Origin of the sequence: Acinetobacter sp. BD54, from assembly GCF_044778325.1 — a bacterium.
Taxonomy (GTDB): Bacteria; Pseudomonadota; Gammaproteobacteria; order Pseudomonadales; family Moraxellaceae; genus Acinetobacter; species Acinetobacter baumannii.
Map to the genome: position 1 here is coordinate 115,763 of NZ_JANJEP010000005.1, position 17,350 is coordinate 133,112.

General features: G+C 37.0%; 15 protein-coding genes. 7 read left to right on the forward strand and 8 right to left on the reverse strand.

All coding sequences use genetic code 11. The features are described from left to right. The first annotated feature begins 41 nt into the window (after positions 1–41). On the forward strand, positions 42–2,474 hold the full coding sequence (locus tag NQ782_RS09850) for a DNA internalization-related competence protein ComEC/Rec2 (RefSeq protein WP_086230947.1): 2,433 nt from the start codon (positions 42–44) through the stop codon (positions 2,472–2,474). Here NQ782_RS09850 and NQ782_RS09855 read toward each other — a convergent pair. Further along, a complete protein-coding gene (locus NQ782_RS09855) occupies positions 2,427–3,410 on the reverse strand; it encodes a lysophospholipid acyltransferase family protein (RefSeq protein WP_001984639.1) in 984 nt (327 codons plus the stop codon). The two genes, NQ782_RS09850 and NQ782_RS09855, sit on opposite strands and share 48 nt — an antisense overlap. A 136-nt stretch (positions 3,411–3,546) precedes the next feature. On the opposite strand from NQ782_RS09855, the gene sppA reads away from it, so the two are divergent. Continuing rightward, the gene (gene sppA, locus NQ782_RS09860) at positions 3,547–4,563 is read left to right on the forward strand and encodes a signal peptide peptidase SppA (protein ID WP_001286615.1); all 1,017 of its coding nucleotides are present in this window, start codon (positions 3,547–3,549) and stop codon (positions 4,561–4,563) included. Between the two features lie 18 nt (positions 4,564–4,581). Next, positions 4,582–5,391, forward strand: coding sequence for an alpha/beta fold hydrolase (locus tag NQ782_RS09865; protein WP_000114071.1), 810 nt, complete (start codon positions 4,582–4,584; stop codon positions 5,389–5,391). A gap of 64 nt (positions 5,392–5,455) precedes the next feature. On the opposite strand, the gene purN is transcribed toward NQ782_RS09865, so the two are convergent. Further along, positions 5,456–6,085 (reverse strand): phosphoribosylglycinamide formyltransferase, encoded by a 630-nt coding sequence (gene purN, locus NQ782_RS09870; RefSeq protein WP_000975534.1) that lies wholly within the window; start codon positions 6,083–6,085, stop codon positions 5,456–5,458. Continuing rightward, on the reverse strand, positions 6,082–7,152 hold the full coding sequence (purM, locus tag NQ782_RS09875) for a phosphoribosylformylglycinamidine cyclo-ligase (RefSeq protein WP_000071984.1): 1,071 nt from the start codon (positions 7,150–7,152) through the stop codon (positions 6,082–6,084). The genes purN and purM overlap by 4 nt, the downstream gene beginning before the upstream one ends. 135 nt (positions 7,153–7,287) lie before the next feature. Here purM and cxpE point away from each other — a divergent pair, with 135 nt between their 5' ends. The 4 genes from cxpE to NQ782_RS09895 all read left to right on the forward strand — a co-directional run bounded on the left by cxpE (position 7,288) and on the right by NQ782_RS09895 (position 13,827). Continuing rightward, positions 7,288–8,481 (forward strand): chloramphenicol efflux transporter CxpE, encoded by a 1,194-nt coding sequence (cxpE, locus tag NQ782_RS09880; RefSeq protein WP_001153980.1) that lies wholly within the window; start codon positions 7,288–7,290, stop codon positions 8,479–8,481. A gap of 20 nt (positions 8,482–8,501) precedes the next feature. Beyond that, entirely contained in the window at positions 8,502–9,200 is a 699-nt protein-coding gene (gene hda / locus NQ782_RS09885) for a DnaA regulatory inactivator Hda (RefSeq protein WP_001249536.1), read from the forward strand. Between the two features lie 316 nt (positions 9,201–9,516). After that, positions 9,517–11,370, forward strand: a complete 1,854-nt coding sequence (gene rbtA / locus NQ782_RS09890) for a rhombotarget A (protein WP_057094517.1) — start codon at positions 9,517–9,519, stop codon at positions 11,368–11,370. Positions 11,371–11,385: 15 nt separating this feature from the next. Next, positions 11,386–13,827, forward strand: coding sequence for a CSLREA domain-containing protein (locus NQ782_RS09895; protein ID WP_057094515.1), 2,442 nt, complete (start codon positions 11,386–11,388; stop codon positions 13,825–13,827). Between the two features lie 86 nt (positions 13,828–13,913). On the opposite strand, the gene NQ782_RS09900 is transcribed toward NQ782_RS09895, so the two are convergent. From NQ782_RS09900 to NQ782_RS09920, 5 genes are all read right to left on the reverse strand, one after another. Continuing rightward, positions 13,914–14,303, reverse strand: a complete 390-nt coding sequence (locus tag NQ782_RS09900; RefSeq protein ID WP_000225917.1) for a DUF3106 domain-containing protein — start codon at positions 14,301–14,303, stop codon at positions 13,914–13,916. Beyond that, complete coding sequence (locus NQ782_RS09905; RefSeq protein WP_001015075.1) at positions 14,293–14,613, reverse strand: hypothetical protein; 321 nt, start codon at positions 14,611–14,613, stop codon at positions 14,293–14,295. The genes NQ782_RS09900 and NQ782_RS09905 overlap by 11 nt, the downstream gene beginning before the upstream one ends. Then, positions 14,603–15,217, reverse strand: coding sequence for an RNA polymerase sigma factor (locus NQ782_RS09910; protein ID WP_000362312.1), 615 nt, complete (start codon positions 15,215–15,217; stop codon positions 14,603–14,605). The genes NQ782_RS09905 and NQ782_RS09910 overlap by 11 nt, the downstream gene beginning before the upstream one ends. A gap of 159 nt (positions 15,218–15,376) precedes the next feature. Further along, the gene (locus NQ782_RS09915) at positions 15,377–16,153 is read right to left on the reverse strand and encodes an RNA methyltransferase (protein WP_000268346.1); all 777 of its coding nucleotides are present in this window, start codon (positions 16,151–16,153) and stop codon (positions 15,377–15,379) included. 56 nt (positions 16,154–16,209) lie between these two features. After that, on the reverse strand, positions 16,210–17,181 hold the full coding sequence (locus tag NQ782_RS09920; RefSeq protein WP_000067971.1) for a class 1 fructose-bisphosphatase: 972 nt from the start codon (positions 17,179–17,181) through the stop codon (positions 16,210–16,212). Positions 17,182–17,350 lie beyond the last annotated feature (169 nt).

A 17,350-nucleotide genomic window follows, 5' to 3' on the forward strand; every position in this document is an offset into this window, starting at 1 on the left:
CTTTAATTTTGCCCCTAATATGATAATGACTAGATTTTTAAATGTTTAAGATTATTCTATTGGGGTGGATTGGCGGTATTGCATTGATGGGAATAGATTTCCCTTTAATCATGCAATATGAAAAAGTGGGCGAGGCTCTACTGTTACTTGCCTTTATTTTTTATCTTTATAAACGCCCTATGTTCGTTGATCGACCATTTTTAAAGGCAGTGTTTTGCTTATTATGTACAATAAGTCTTTTTATGGTTGGTTACTACTATGCTGAAAAAGCACTGATTGAACGATTAGAACAAAGAGAAACGGATACCCGAAATCTCGACATTATTGTCTATATAAACCGTTTAAGTGAAGAAAAAGATAATAAGGTTCAACAAACTGCACAAGTTCTAAATCTTTCTAAAGAACCGGTGAATTGGTTGCTATATTTAAAAAGTAATAATCAAAATTTATTAAAGAATAATCAGAATCTTGAATTAGGTCACTATTATCGAATATCTGGAAAAACAAGACCTGCGCATAGTTATGCCACCTCAGGAGCTTTTGATCAGGAAAAGTGGTTTATTCAGCGAAATATTATGTCTGGTTTTAACGTGAGATATATTGAGCCTTTAAGCCTTGATGAAATCTATCGATTAGGCTATCAGCAACATTTAAAAGAACAACAGTCTTTTTCCAATAGTTTTCGTTTAAATATAGAAAAACTTCGCTTAACTTTTAGGCAAATATTAAACAGCTCATCTCTACAGCAAAAGGGTTTAATTTTAGCTTTGCTGACAGGTGATGAAAGCCTTTTATCAGATGAAACTCAACTACAGTTCAAACAATTAGGAATTAGTCATTTATTGGCGATCTCAGGCCCACATGTGCTCATTTTTGCCATTATGTTATCTTGGGCATGTCATCAATTTATCAGTCGTTATTATCCTCAAATTTACTTATGGAAACCGAAACAGGTTTTGATGGCTGTACCATGCTGCCTTGGTGTTTTAATTTATACTGCATTTGTAGGTTTCGAAATTCCTGCACTACGAACATTATTATCAACCCTTATATTTATTGGATTTCTATTATTAAAACAACCTATTAAACCTTTTACATTACTCGTATATAGCGCAAGTCTACTGTTGCTAATTGACCCGTTTAGTGTGCTTTCTGCAGGTTTTTGGCTGTCTTATGGGGCATGCTTTATTTTATTAAGAATTTACCAAACTATAGCGCAGCTACCTGAGCAACATTTTTTAAGTCTGAGCTCAAAAATGATTTTTATGAGTAAGGTGTTAATTGAGTCTCAAGGCAAAATATTTATTGCATTGAGTCCCTTAACCTTACTTTTCTTTCAACAAATTTCTTGGGTTGCTCCATTAACCAATATTATTGCCGTGCCTATTGTTGGTGGTGTTATTGTCCCTTTAAACATCATAGCTGCTTGCGCATGGTTTATAGTAAAACCATTTGGAAATATGCTTTTTCATTTCAATGATATGTTGCTCAGCATATTGCTGAGTTGTTTGGGCTTATTAGAAAAACTTTCTTTACCATTACAAGGTATAAGCTTGACGCCACTGTCTTTATTGGCGATTAGCTGTGCCATTATTATTTTATTTTTACCTAAAGGAATTCTGCCCAAAACTTGGGGGATATTATGTTGTTTACCCTTAGTTATTATGAACAAAATGAGTCAGCAAATTCAGCTTAATATTTTAGATGTTGGGCAGGGGCAGGCCATTTTTTTACAACATTCCGAACAAAAATGGTTAATTGACACAGGCGGTTCTTACGATGAAAAAATATTTAGTATTGGACAAAATGTTGTAGTGCCTTTTCTACGTCAGCAAGGCGTAAGACAATTAGATCATGTTGTGCTATCCCATCTTGATCAAGACCATAGTGGCGCGTTTCCTCTTATTCAACAAGAGATTCCTGTAAAGCAGCTTATTTCGAATGAACAATTACCAAATGATTTAAAGCAACCATTCCAATATTGCCATCAAGGGCAACAATGGCATTATCCTGAGTTAGATATTCAAATTTTATGGCCTAAAGAAAAAGATCTGGCTTTTGTTGCTTCTAACCAGAATCAATATTCTTGTGTTGTATATCTTCAATTTAAAAAAGTTGCTGGTTACCAAAATTTTCTTATTATGGGCGATGCAGGATGGGAAGCTGAATACGAGTTATTAAAAGATTATCCTAACTTGAAGATAGATGTGTTAGTGCTAGGGCATCATGGAAGTAAGCACAGTTCGGCTTATGATTTCTTGGCGACCTTAAAACCTAAACTGGCCATTGCATCGGCAGGGTTTGATAACCGTTATGACCATCCTAGCCAACAAGTTATAGCACGTTTAAAAGCTCTACATATTCCGCTAAAAAGCACTGTGGAACAAGGGACCTTAAGTTTTGTGTTGGAAAACCACAAAATAGTTTTACATGACCGACGTTTGGATAGGCTCTGGTTGAGTAGAGGTTTTTAAAGCTTCTGCTTTGAGCCTATCTACAATTTTAAGTGCTTCTGTCGGATCGATATTATAGATATTGTCTAAAGCAGGGTTCGCTTTAAAACGTTTATAGCTCCAGTGATAGTGTTCTGGATATTGATAAATGAGTTGCTCAATCGCTTGATGGATGACATACGTTCCATCGTCCGCAGTACCCTCATAGATTTTCTCATCCATTGGCTCGATATGCATGGTAAAGCCATCGTTTTCGTTACGGATCGCATAAAGAAACAGAGCTTTTGCTTTAGTTTTCTGGATGAGTTTTGCGCTTAAATTACTTGAAGCAAGTGGAACACCAAAATAGTTCACCATATCTCCACCCACATTAGGGGTATGATCCGGCAAAATTACTGTCGTTTCACCTTGTTTTAATGCTTTAAAAATTTGTCTTACACCGCTTTCATCGGTAGGGACGAGATTCGCTTGTTCACGGCTACGGGCTTCTCGCACAAAACGGTCTGCATCAGCATTTTTAACGGGTTTATATAAAATGGTCATTGATGTGAATTGAGCACACCATGCATTCATGACTTCCCACGTACCAAAATGTGGAACAATAAGAACTACACCTTTTTTTGCAGCCAATGCTTCATGAAAAAAATGTTCACCTTCAATACGGTGAATGCGTGAGATATTTTTACTATTTGATGAGCCCCAAATACTTAAAAACTCAAAATATGAAGTTAATTCGTTTCTTACAGCTTTTTCTGTAATCGCTATACGCTGCTGAGGTGTTAAATACGGAAGCGCAATTCTTAAGTTAAGCTCAATACTTTTTGATGTTCTAGTAATTTTTAGAGTATTTACAAGTCCTGCTAACAGACGAGCAAGAAAACGCCCAAATTGAATGGGTTGGCGGCTAAATGTTTTGAGTAATTGATAGTTCATGCTTTTTGAATCTGGTCTAGTCATCTATAGCAGTAAGTAAGGAAGAAACAACAAGTAAAAAAAGACAAAAATATTATAAATGAAATCATATTATTTAGACAGTTTTTATCAAATCAACGTATATAATGACATCATTTCGATTGATTTGGATTGGAATTTTATGTCCGATTGGCCACCAAAACCACAAAATGAACCTATAACCCCTAAACAGAACGGACCGGAATGGCAAATCCTTGAGAAAGCTGTACTGGCTTCTGTAGAAGAACAACGCCGTAGTCGTCGCTGGGGTATATTCTTTAAAACACTTACTTTTATTTATCTATTGTTCATTATCGTCTTAATGGGCAAAGGCTGTTCGACCACTAAAGATGGCTCTACAGCAAGTAGTAGCAGTGCTCACCTTGCAGTGGTTGATATTATTGGAACTATTGATGCTTCAAGCAATCAGGCTGTGAATAGTGAAGATACAAACAAAGCGCTTAAACGTGCTTTTGAGGCATCGAATAGTAAAGCAATTGCCCTTAATATTAATTCTCCTGGTGGTTCACCTGTTCAGTCAGATGAAATCTGGCAGGAAATTCGCTATTTGAAAAAAGAGCATCCTGACAAGAAAGTCTATGCGGTAATTGGCGATATGGGTGCTTCGGGTGCTTATTATATTGCTTCTGCTGCCGATGAAATTATTGTGAATCCATCAAGTTTGGTAGGTTCAATTGGTGTCATTATGCCAAACTATGGCATTACTGGTTTAGCTCAAAAACTAGGAATTGAAGACCGAACTCTTACAGCGGGGACGAATAAAGACATTTTAAGTATGACAAAACCGATTAATCCTGTACAAAGACAACATATCCAATCTGTACTCGATAATGTTCATACTCACTTTATTAACGCAGTTAAAGAAGGACGTGGGAAACGCTTAAAAACTAATGATCCTGCTATTTTCTCTGGTCTTTTCTGGACTGGCGAGCAAGCAATTCAGTTAGGCGTAGCTGACCGTTCAGGTAACATTACAAGCTTGATGCGTGAACTGAAGCTTGATAATAAAGTTGACTACACGATTGAACGTAACCCATTACAATCCATTCTAGGGCGAATGGGATCAGAAATGGGGAAAGGTTTAAGTGAGTCGGTTGCTGAACGCTTACAAACAAGTCAGGACGCAAAACTACAATAATTTAAGCAGGATAACGGTATGTCAGTAAAACCGGTTATACACTTTGCGCATGCCAACGGCGTGCCATCTATGGTGTATCAAAAATTGTTTGATCAATTAAAAGATGAGTATGACGTAATTTATGTTCCACTCATTGGACCTGACAAACGTTATCCGATTACCAATCATTGGCCTTTTTTGGTTGATCAGGTAATTGATAGTATTGTACGTCAAGCGAAGGGGCGAAAAGTGATTGGACTGGGCCATTCGCTCGGTTCAGTTTTAACTTTAATGGCTTCTTTTAGACGGCCTGAGCTGTTCTCACAAGTGATCATGTTAGATCCGCCTCTTATTTTGGGTAGATATTCTTTTGCTTTTCATATGGCAAAATTATTTAAACCCAAAATAGTTGATGATATGACACCAGCGGGTTTATCTGCACGTCGTCGCGAGCATTGGGAATCACGTGAGCAAGCAGCTGCATTGTTACGTCCAAAAGGTTTTTATAAAGACTTTGATGAAGATTGCTTTCAAGCCTACATTGACTATGCTTTGAAAGAAGACTCGGTACGTGGTGGTGTAACGTTAACTATTTCCCGTGAAGATGAAGTTGCGATTTTCCGTAAAAACCCTTCTTGGTGGTGGTTACCCATGCCAAAACCGAAAATGCCAGTACATTTAGTTGTAGGAAAAGAGAGTGCCTTCTTAAAAAGAGGTTTTCCTCAAATGGCAAAACGTAAAATGGGGATTCCATTTAGTGTAGTTGAAGGAGGGCATATGTTCCCTCTAGAGCATCCGATTGATACAGTGAATTATATTAAGGAACTTATTCACCGTAATTCACGCTAATAAAGCTTTCGCAAAAAAAAGGACATGCATGCATGTCCTTTTTTAATTGACGTTAAGCAAACTTTTACCAAGATGCAAAACGGATAGGGTGTTCAAGAATTTGATTGCGGAAATAGGCTTGTCCATTTTTCCATGTGAGCTGGCCATTACATAACCACTCTGCAACTTGAGGATAAATAAAATGCTCAAGTTTATGTACACGTTCGGCCAAGGATGCAACATTGTCATGTTCTTTTACTTCAATGGCAGATTGAGCAATTGCTTGACCAGCATCAAGTTCAGAAGTCACAAAGTGAACGGTACAGCCATGTAATCGATCCCCCGTATTTAATACACGTTGATGTGTATTAACGCCTTTATAGGCAGGTAATAATGAAGGATGGATATTAAGCATTTTACCTTGCCATTTGTCGACAAAGTTAGCAGTTAAAATACGCATAAAGCCAGCTAAAATAACCACATCAGCTTGCCATGCGATAAGTTGCTGATGCATAGCTTCATCAAAATCTTCACGACTAGGAAAGTCTTTGTGAGAAATTACGGCTGTCGCGATATTGGCATTTTGAGCACGCTCTAGGGCATAAGCATCGGCTTTATTAGACAGTACACCTACAATTTGCCCTGATAGATTTGCATCTATCAAGGCTTGTAAGTTGCTGCCGTTCCCAGAGACTAGAACAGCAATTTTCATCATTCAAAGATCACACGAATTTTTTCGTCTGCACCTTCCACTGATTCAGCATTTTCTTGGATATGTCCGATTTTCCAAGCTTTTTCACCTTGAGCATTAAGCACTTCAATTGCTTTTTCTGCATCATTTGCATCAACAGCAATGACCATACCTACACCACAGTTAAAGGTACGGTACATTTCAAAACGTTCTACATTGCCTTCGCGTTGTAAAAGTTTGAATAATTCTGGCCATTCCCAAGAAGCTTCATTAATTACAGCTTGGGCACCATTTGGTAATACACGTGGTAAGTTGCCTGGTAAGCCGCCACCAGTGATGTGTGCCATCGCGTGTACATCAACTTGTTTGCAAAGCTCTAGAACTGGTTTTACATAAATACGTGTTGGCTCCATTGCTACATCTGCAAGAGGGCGACCATCAATTACTTGAGTTAAGTCTACATTCTTAACATCTAAGATTTTACGTAGTAATGAATAACCATTTGAGTGAGCACCGCTTGATGCAACACCAATAAGTACATCACCAGATTTTACTTTAGAGCCATCAATAATTTTGCTTTGCTCAACTACACCTACGGCAAAACCAGCAAGATCGTAATCTTCGCCTTCATACATGCCAGGCATTTCAGCTGTTTCACCACCTACAAGTGCGCAACCTGCAAGTTCACAACCTTTACCGATACCAGTAACTACGTTTGCAGCTACATCGACATTTAAGTGACCAGTAGCATAATAGTCGAGGAAGAATAGTGGTTCTGCACCACAAACCAAAAGATCATTTACACACATAGCGACAAGATCTTGGCCGATTGTGTCATGACGATTAAGGTTAAGTGCTAAACGTAATTTAGTACCTACACCGTCAGTTCCAGAAACCAAAACAGGTTCTTCGTAACCTTTAGGAATTTTGCATAGTGCACCAAAGCCACCAAGTCCGCCCATTACTTCTGGACGAGTTGTACGTTTAGCGACTGACTTGATACGATCGACCAGTGCGTCGCCCGCTTCAATGTCAACACCCGCATCTTTGTAGCTTAAACCGGTATTTGGGGTAGAAGTTGAGTTGCTCATAAATGAAGTCTCCGCATTGGCGGCAGATTATAACCTGAATATACGAAACTCTTATGTTATTTATGCTCGAAAATGCTATCTTTAATAAAAATATTTTTCCATTTATAACGATTAAATCAAAAAAGGCTAGATTTTATGCAAGATCGTATACTGCGCCGTATTTTCTTACTCGCAGGTATTGTATTGCTGGTATGGGTATTATACTTGCTCAAGCCTGTGGTCATCCCATTTATTGGTGCTTTTTTCCTGGCTTATTTATTTAGTCCACTAGTCGAAGTTCTAGTAAAAATTAAGATACCTCGCTGGCTGGCAATTAGTATTGTTTTTATTGGTATAGGTGTAACTTTAACCGTTGCATTATGGTACCTGGTTCCACTGATCTGGAAACAACTTGTTTACGCTCGAGACAGTATTCCAGCGGGGATCCATTGGATTAATGCAGAGCTATTACCGTGGATTTCTTCGACATTCCATGTCCAGCAAATGGAAATTGATACCGATCAAATGTCCAAAGCTGTGATGGATTATGTTCAGACCAATTACAGTGCCGATAGTATTCAAGCAGTTTTATTAAAGCTTGCACAATCAGGACTTAATTTTATTCAAATTGGTGGAACAGTTGTTTTAATCCCAATTATTGCTTTTTACTTCTTATTAGACTGGGACCGTATGTTACAAAACTTACGTCGTCTCATTCCACGGCCATATGAGGCTACGACCTTACAAATCGTCCGTGAATGCCATAGCGTGTTAGGAGCATTTGTTAAAGGTCAGTTCCTTGTTATGCTTTTGCTCGGTGTAGTTTATGCAGTAGGCTTACAATTAATTGGACTAGAGGTCGGCCTAATTATTGGTATGGTGGCAGGTCTTGCCAGTATTATTCCTTATCTAGGATTTGCAGTCGGGATTATTGCAGCGGTTATTGCAAGTTTGTTCCAATTTGGAATGGACTGGACACACTTATTACTTGTTGGCGTAGTCTTTATGATTGGGCAGGCAGTAGAGGGCTATATTCTGCAGCCATTCCTACTCGGTGATAAAATTGGTCTTTCACCTGTTGCAGTTGTATTTGCTGTTTTAGCAGGGGCTCAATTGGCTGGATTTTTAGGAATGTTAATTGCATTACCTGTAGCGGCTGTCATTGTAGTGCTTTTAAAACACCTCAGAGAAAATTACGAACGGAGTTCATTCTATGCTCCATCTTCTACATTATTAATCCAAGAGGGTAATATTGAGCAACTTCATGTAGAAACTGAAAATACTAAACTTGATCTTGAAGTTAAAAAACAGCAAGATACAGATACCCCGAATCTTTCAGATCAGAAATAATTTCAAGGCCAATTCATTATATGCGTCAACTCCAACTGGATATAGAACCTCAACTTGATGCCCGAATCAGTGATTTTTCGGGACCAGGTTGGGGGCATGTAGTGGATGCAGTGCGACAACTACATGCGGGTCTAGTAAATAGATTTTATATCTATGGTGGCGCAGGAACAGGCAAGAGCCATTTGCTTTCAGCGATTTGTGATTCTTATTTAGAGGTCGGTAAATCTGCAATTAAAGTTTCTTTGCTTGAACTTCTCGATGCTCCAATTGAGGCAATTACTTGCTTAGAGCACTATGATCTGGTGGCTTTAGATGATATTGAGTCAATTAGTGGGGTGCCTCACTGGCAAAAAGCTGTTTTTCATTTAATGAATAACCATGAAGGACAACTTGTATTTTCTTCACGTGTTGCACCGATTGAATTAAAGTTGGAGTTACCAGATTTACAATCGCGACTTACACAAGCAGTGAGTGTAAAAGTGCCGAGCGGAAGTTTATATGCTGACCGCTATGCTTTAGTCACTTCTGTAATGGCTAGACGTGGGATCCATTTTGATCAGCAGATTGTAGACTATTTACTTTTACATGGGCCTCATCAAGCTTCTGTTCTATTGCAAACCGTAGCACAATTAGAAAAACTCCTTAAAGGTGAGAAGACTAAACTTTCAAATGCAACGTTAAGACAAATCTATGCTTTAATTGATGAATATCAACAATAATAATTTTCTAGCTTCTGGACTTTTAATTTATTAGCCTAAGTAGACTTTCCCTACTATAAAAATCATGAGCTACTTATTCTTTTAACCTTGAAAAATACTTTTAAATTTTTATAAGTAAAATTTTCATATATCAATAGATCTTTAATTGTACAAATATTTAGAAAGTTCCCTATCGAAAATGACGCTATAGACCGATCAAAACATCTTGAGAAATTCTGATTCCTGTGACAAAGTACGCACAAAGGATGCGGTTGCAAAAGTGGAAACTTTGCAATATTGACAAAGAAAAATGAAAAAAATAGGTAAGGAGAAGGGTATGCTCAAACGGAGCATTGCTTTTGCATTATTGGCTGCTGCTGGGCACGCTTATTCTGCTGATATTGAAGTCACAACTACAATTGATGAAGATGTTGATAATACAGTATGCTCATTACGTGAGGCTGTAGAACTAATAAATAAGCGTAATTCAAGTGATTCTACCGTGGTTGCCTCAGTAAAAGATGGGTATCATGGCTGTGGAAATAAAGATAGTTCATCAAATATTATTTTACAGCGCGATAAAGAATATACGTTAAATAGCAGAATAACGATTACAGCACCCCTTACAATTAGTACAGCAAAAAACGATTCTACATTAGTTGATACTGATCAGCCCGGTTCTCATAATGCAACCATTAAAATGGCAGGTATAGATCAGCTATTTAAAATTGATGATGAGAGTGTTGAAAAAGCATCATTTTCGGTTTTGTTGAGTGATCTTAACTTACAAGGGGCAGGTGCAAATTCTAAAGAGTTAACAGGTGGTTTAATTTTAAACCATGAAAAATTGACTATTCAAAACTCTCGTTTAACAGGTGGATATGCGAATCAAGGTGGAGTGATTTACAATCAAGGGTTTGCCTCAAAAAGTGATAGAACCTTTGGTTTTGTTTATATTGTAAATAGCCTTATCCAGAATAATAAAGCAACCCAAGGTGGGGTAATCTATAGTGAGCAACCATTATTTCTAATTACTCAATCGGTAATTCGTGATAATGAAGTTAGTAATACAAGTGGTTCACTCTTCTTCAGTCAAGATTCATTTGATGATGAAAGTACTGGAGAATATGTAGTTCAACGTGCTATAGGATTAAGCAATAGTACGGTCTTTCATAATAAAGGTGGTTTTATTACGAATGTTCGAGATGGGATGTTTGTTAATAATATTACGATGATTAAAAATGACAAAGGATTATTCCTTGAAGCTCCACAAGGCAATGCTTCAATTTCAAATAGTATATTAGTTGGAAATACAATTAATTGTCAGGCTAATTCAACTGATAAAGCAATTATCCAAAGTAATTTAGTGACTACAGAATGTAATCGTAACGCTTCAGTAAAAGTTCCAAATATTCTTTATCCTGCCAATCAGAAATTAATTGCTGGTAGTACAGATGAGGGAGTTTGTGATGTAGCTTCAAAGGATGGGTTGTTATGTCCTTTTAATACGCCAAAGGATAGTTTCTTGGGCTTTTTTAAGCCACGGTTACTTGAAAGTTATAATACTTTAGCTGATTCACTTATTATTAATAAAGGCCGTTTGTACAGTGATGGTACTTCTGTAGGCTTGGCAAGTTGTGAAACTTTAGATCAGCGTGGAAAAAGACGTACTGGTTATGATGAGTTATGTGATTTAGGCGCAATTGAATATATCCTAAATAGTGATATCTCTTCAGTTGGTCAGGATATTAGATATGGGCAGGTTGCAAAGTTTAGTATTTTAGGCTCATTAAGTGAAGCAGACTTGGTTACACCTGCCACGTGTAAGCGTTTATTCGGTGAACGTCCTGATGGTAAAGAATGGCAACCTGGCTGTTTGAAAATAAAACAAAGTACTGATACACCTGTTTCGAAAGGTACTGTAACTATAGATCAGAATGGAAATGTAATTTATACACCAAATGGTAATTGGCATGGTGCAGATATTTTTAGTATTCAGGTAGTTACAAGTATTTCAAGATTTAATGAAGGAGTCGAGTTCCAATACATTACTATTCCTACAAGAATTGTACAGGAACCTTTGTCTGGAATTGAAGATAAATCTGTCAGCTCTGGTGGGGGGGGAAGTATAGGGGCTGGTTTTATTTTAAGTTTACTGGGGTTGGTTGCGTTACGTCGCTTTAAGTCATAATCAAGGATGAAGACTATGAAAAATTATAAAAAAGCATTATTGGCGTTATCTATACTTGCGACCATGCCATTGTTTGCTGATAGCACAAATAAACGGATTGAGGTTACAACTTTTGCTGACGAAGATGGTGAAAATCCAAATGCGTGTTCATTACGTGAAGCAATTAAAGTTGCAGCTACACGTAAATCAGACTATGGATGTACTATTTTTAGCTTAGATGATAATCAAGCTATTCAGTTAAAAGCAGGGACTTATACTTTAAATAAAGAATTAGTACCAAATGCAAATATTTCTATCTATGGTTATGGAGAGCGCGGAGAGGATAAAAATTGGACAGAAAAAAACCCTCTAACAAATGATTATCCTGCTCTACCAGAACTTAAAACACGTATTAATGCTGCGGGTAAGTCACGCATATTTAATACTGCAGAGAATAAAAAGGCTTTAACTTTACAAAATATTATTTTAGAAAATGGTATAGCTTCAACCCAAGGCGGGGCTATTTATGCAGGTGGTAATGTCACCTTGTTAGATTCCCAAATTTTAAATTCTCAAGCTCCAAAAGGTGGTGCCATTTTTCTGGGCGGGAGTGGGGTAAACTTATCAATAAGCCATTCATTACTACAGGGTAATCAAGCTGTTACCGGTAGTGTTTTAGCGATGAGTTGTAAAGAAGAACCAGCTTATGCTAAACGTGATATCACTATAACGTCTTCAAGTATTTTCAAAAATGGTTCGCTTAACTCTAAGAGTACATTTGAATTTTGTGGTGAACCAAACGCCATATTGACAATTAATACGATTGCAAAAAATATCGCTGATAAGATAAATGGTAGTATTCTAAAATTTACTGGAGATGCCGTTCCTGGAAGTACAACTAATCCCTCAACTATACTGAGCGGAAGTAGTAGTTTAAATTTACAGAATAATACGATTGTTGAGAACACTGCACATACTACCTTCTTATATGATAGTTTGGGTATAAAAGAATTAAGGTTTAATTTAATAGGGTACAATCTAGGTAGTTACGCTTGTCGTTATTTAGTGGGGCCTGCTGCGGACCTAAAAAATTCTGGTTTTACACTATCATTTAATGCATTAAATTTAACGAATAACGTTGAAAAATGTGATTTACCAACAGAAGCACTTACCTCATCTAATAAAACTATTGATATTGCGAATATTCCTTTTAGTTCGTTATTAGAACCGCAAAGTTCTGCTTCGCCAGAAACAGGCTTTTTACCTGTTTATTACCCATTAAATAACACCTCATCTCCACAAAATGATTTGATAGATGTAGATCCTGATGGTAAAGATACTTGTATAACTCTAGACCAACGGGGGCTTATTAGATCTGTAACTAATAAGTTATATTATCAGTCAGGTATCAAGAATAGTTGTGATATTGGTTCGATTGAGCTAATGAAACTGACTGCTGGAGATATAAAAGATTTAGGCAATGATTCTTTTACTGATCGAATTTCTACATATCAAACTCGATATGATAATGTACAAGAAAATCTTAAGAACCAAGCTTTTTCATATTTATGGCCAGTATTAAAAATAAGATCGGTAGAATATAAAAATCTTCTTGATCAAACTAAAGCAAATGCAAAGTATCGTGCTATTTATATAGATTTGAAAGCTAAAGGATTGCCTTTACCTAATGAGGGTGCTAATCACACATTAAAATTCTTTAATACAACTGATTATAATATTAATGTTGAAACTATTGGAACAGGTTTAATAGACGATAAAGTTTATAATATTAAGGATAAAGAAGAGAATATACTTAAATGTGAATGGAACTCTGCTTTACAGCAAATTATATTTTATCGTTTAGATGACAGAATTACCCAAGCAGGTGATTACAACTATTGTAAATATACAGTAAGTACTAAAGATGGTTCTATTCAATCGACAGGTTTATTAGAGGCTCGTTTTGATAACATTGCTCCTGTAGCTACTGATGAAACAGTTTCATTTAAATATTTGGCTAATGAAATTATCCCTATAAATTTACTTAAATATGCAAATGATGATGGGGACGGACCAGCGAATACTCTTCAAACAAAACCTAATAAGCCTCAATTTTGGGTCAATGATAAAGGTGTTGAGCTACCAATTTATCTTCCAAGTAAAAGTTCAAAAGATGGTATTTTTAAAGTAGTAAAAGCGGATCGAGAAGGTCCATGTCCTAATAATGATAAAGATAATACTTGTTATGGTGGTAATATCTATATTCAAGCTAGTAATGTATTTAATACCTTCAACGATACCTTAACTTATTATGTATATGATGCTGATGGTAAAATCTCAAATGAGGGTACTATTAAGTTGGTAAGTACAGCAACCACAACTGATGATTCACGTGGTGGTGGGGGTGGTGGAAGTATTGGAATTCTTTCTATCGTATCACTACTAAGTTTAATTGCTTATAGACGTTATCGTAAGTGATGAAAAAAATAAAAAGCCTCTACTAGGAGGCTTTTTATTTGTTAGTAACTTTTTATTTTTAAAAAAGATAAATGTTAAATACGGGTTTAGTGTTCTAAATATTTATTTATATATTCTTCACGTATAGCAGTTCTTTCATCAGCACTTGCTTTGAGCATGCGTTGACGTAAATCATTACGTTCTTGTGTACTCATTTTTTGCCAGGCTTCACGCATTTTTTGCTTTTCTGCATCTGGAAGCTGGTTAAACCAATCCATACGTTGTTGCAAGTTAGCACTTTGGTTGGATGGTAATTCCTTTAAGCTTTGATAACGTTTAATTACAGCTCGTTGCTCTTCTTCAGATAGAGCATTCCAAGTATCATCTACTTGCGTATTGGCATCTTTCGAAAAAATCCAGAAACGTTCGAAACCTGCAAAACTTGTTTGCAAGAAACTTAATGAACAAAGGATAAGTGCTAACTTTTTAGCTACCATGTTGAACTTTATCCTCACCCAACACCATGAGCATTTCTAAATCTTCTACCATTTGTGGCGATAATTTAGGATTTACAACGACTTGATTTTGTGGCTTATCAAGCATATCTACTGAATTTGGTAAAATAACAAAACCAGTAATCGCTGCTGCAAGTGCAAAACCAGTCATTTTCCAGACACTATAATAAGAGGCTGGTTTTTGTTGGATATGGTCAAGCACATGATTCATCACCACTGTTTTATTTTTATGGTGATGGGCCAAACTATCGAGTTTGGATGTCACCTTTTTAGTGAAATCATCATGATTCATTGGAACCTCCCATGGGATTTAAATGCGCTAAATACTCTCTAAGTCCCTGAATTGCTCGATGATAATGGGTTTTTACACTACCTTCGGTACAGTTCATAATTTGCGCTGTAGTATGGGTATCAAAACCTTCCCACGCACGTAACATAAAAGCTTGTTGTTGACGAACAGGTAGTTTTGCAATCGCTTCCTGGATCTCTTCTATGGTCACTGCTTGATCTAGAAAATCTGCTGGATTGATTGCTTTTTCATCGACAATATCAATGATTTCTTCATCATCATTGTCTAGACTAACTTTTTTGAAGAATGAAAATGGGTTTGCCCGACGTGCTTCTTTGCGGCGCCAATCCTGAAGTTTATTATTTAGAATAGTATAAAATAGGGGATACCATTCTTCAGTACTTCGATCGGCGTAAGACTTGTGTAAAGCAATAAATGCTTCTTGAACCAAGTCCATAGCAATGCCTTGTTGTCCTTGGGTAGCACTTTCCATCATCACTAAAGCACGACCAGTAACATCTTGCATGAAAACCTTTAGGCGTTGCTCAGCCGTGCTGGCATGAGCACTAGATGCTTCCGATCGAGACTTTTTCGGTGCTAAATCCATGGAGATGGAAAATCCTGTCATTGGACGTACCCACCTTATCTTCAATATATCTCTTATATAACGTTGAAAAGAGGTGGGAGGTTGACAACAATCGGCTATTTTTTAGTAGTGTAAATGATTTTTTTCACAAATATGAGCGATGTAAAATAAATTAACGTTTTATTGGCGTTGGCGAACCATTTCAAAAAAACAAATTGATCCTGCAATGGCTACATTTAATGACTCTTGACCACCGGGCTGCGGTATAGTCACTGATTGTGCATGTTCTAAAGCATAATCACTTGCACCTTGTCCTTCATTGCCTAAAATCCAAACACATGGTTTTGAAAGGTCTTTTGAATAAAGACTAGTCGAGCGATGAGAGCTTGTAACGAAAACAGGAATATCAAATTTAGGAAGAATATCGGTCAATTGAAAGTTTTCAAAACAAGACAGGCTAAAATGTGCCCCCATACCTGCTCTTAAAACTCGTGGAGACCAAAGTGAGGCAGAGCCTTGTGTGCAAATAATCTGTTTTATATTTGCTGCTGCCGCTGAACGTAACAATGTACCTACGTTACCCGGATCTTGTACATTTTCTAGAATTAACGTATCTACGCTATAGTCAATGGTTGACGCAGTTTTCGGTAAATCGATAATAGCCAAGCAAGGAAGAGTATTACCTAAAGTACTTAAATCTTTATATAAAACTTCGCTAATAATAAAGACATGACCTTGGTGAAGTTCAATGATTTTCTTTAAATCGGGATGTTCTAAGGCTTGTTCAGTCGTAAACAACGAAAAGAGTTTTTTCTGTTGTTGTAACCAAGCTAGACAAAGATGGGTACCTTCAAGAACTGTTTGTTGATGCTTTTTTCGGGCGCTATTGAGTTCAATTAAACCACGCAAATGTTTAATTTTTGCATTGTCTTTTGATTCTAAAAAAATAACCGCCATAAGGAAATATCCAAAAGGGCGTCATCATACTATGACGCCCTGTGTAATTTAAATTATTAATGATAGCTTGTTACGCGTTCAACTTCATTCTTAGAACCGATAATCACAGGAACACGTTGATGAAGTTCTGTAGGTTCAATCTCTAGAATGCGTACACGGCCAGTAGTTGATGCGCCGCCTGCTTGTTCAATGAGCATACTCATTGGGTTAGCTTCATACATTAAACGTAAACGACCAGCTTTTTTCGGGTCTTTCAAGTCATATGGATAAAGGAAAATACCGCCACGGCATAAAATACGGTGAACATCACCCACCATACATGCGACCCAACGCATATTGAAGTCTTTTTCACGTACAGATGTTTTACCTGCAAGTAACTCTTCAATATATTGTTTTACTGGTTGTTCCCAATGGCGTTGGTTAGATGCATTAATAGCAAATTCTTGAGTATCTGCTGATACTTGAACATTCTCTGTGGTAAGTAAGAATGTTTGAGTTTCTGGATCTAACGTAAAGAAAGCTACACCGTTTCCAACTGTTAAAGCCATCATAGTTGATGGGCCATATAACACATAGCCAGCAGCAACTTGTTGAGTGCCTGCCTGCATGAAATCTTGTGCTTGTGTAACCGCATTTTTAGCAGGAAGAATCGAGAAGATTGTTCCGACACACATGTTGATATCAATGTTGCTTGAACCATCTAATGGATCAAATAGAACCAAGTATTCGCCGTTTTCTTGTGCTGGTGTAAAATCATCAAGTTCTTCAGATGCAAGACCACCGACGTGAGGATGGACTTTTAAAGCATCGATTAAATAGTCATTAGAAATCACATCAAGTTTTTTCTGTGTTTCACCTTGAACATTTTCGTTACCTGCGCTACCCAAAATTCCAGCCAAGGCACCTTTTTGTAAGGCTTGATCAATGGTTTTACAAGTCGCAGCAATTGTGTCGATGACTTGAGCCAACTCAGGTGTAAGATTCCCTTTTTCTTGTTGTAAAAATTGGGACAATGTGAGGTTGGACATAAAAAAACGCTCCTGTGCGCAAGCATCAAAATGAGTCAGATAAATACGTGGCATATTCTAGATGAGAATGCCGAAAAATAAAAATTATCTTACTTTATTTGTGTTGCATTTATGCTTACAAGCCCTATTTTACGTGGTATGTTGTTTGCATAACAAAGGAATGTAGATT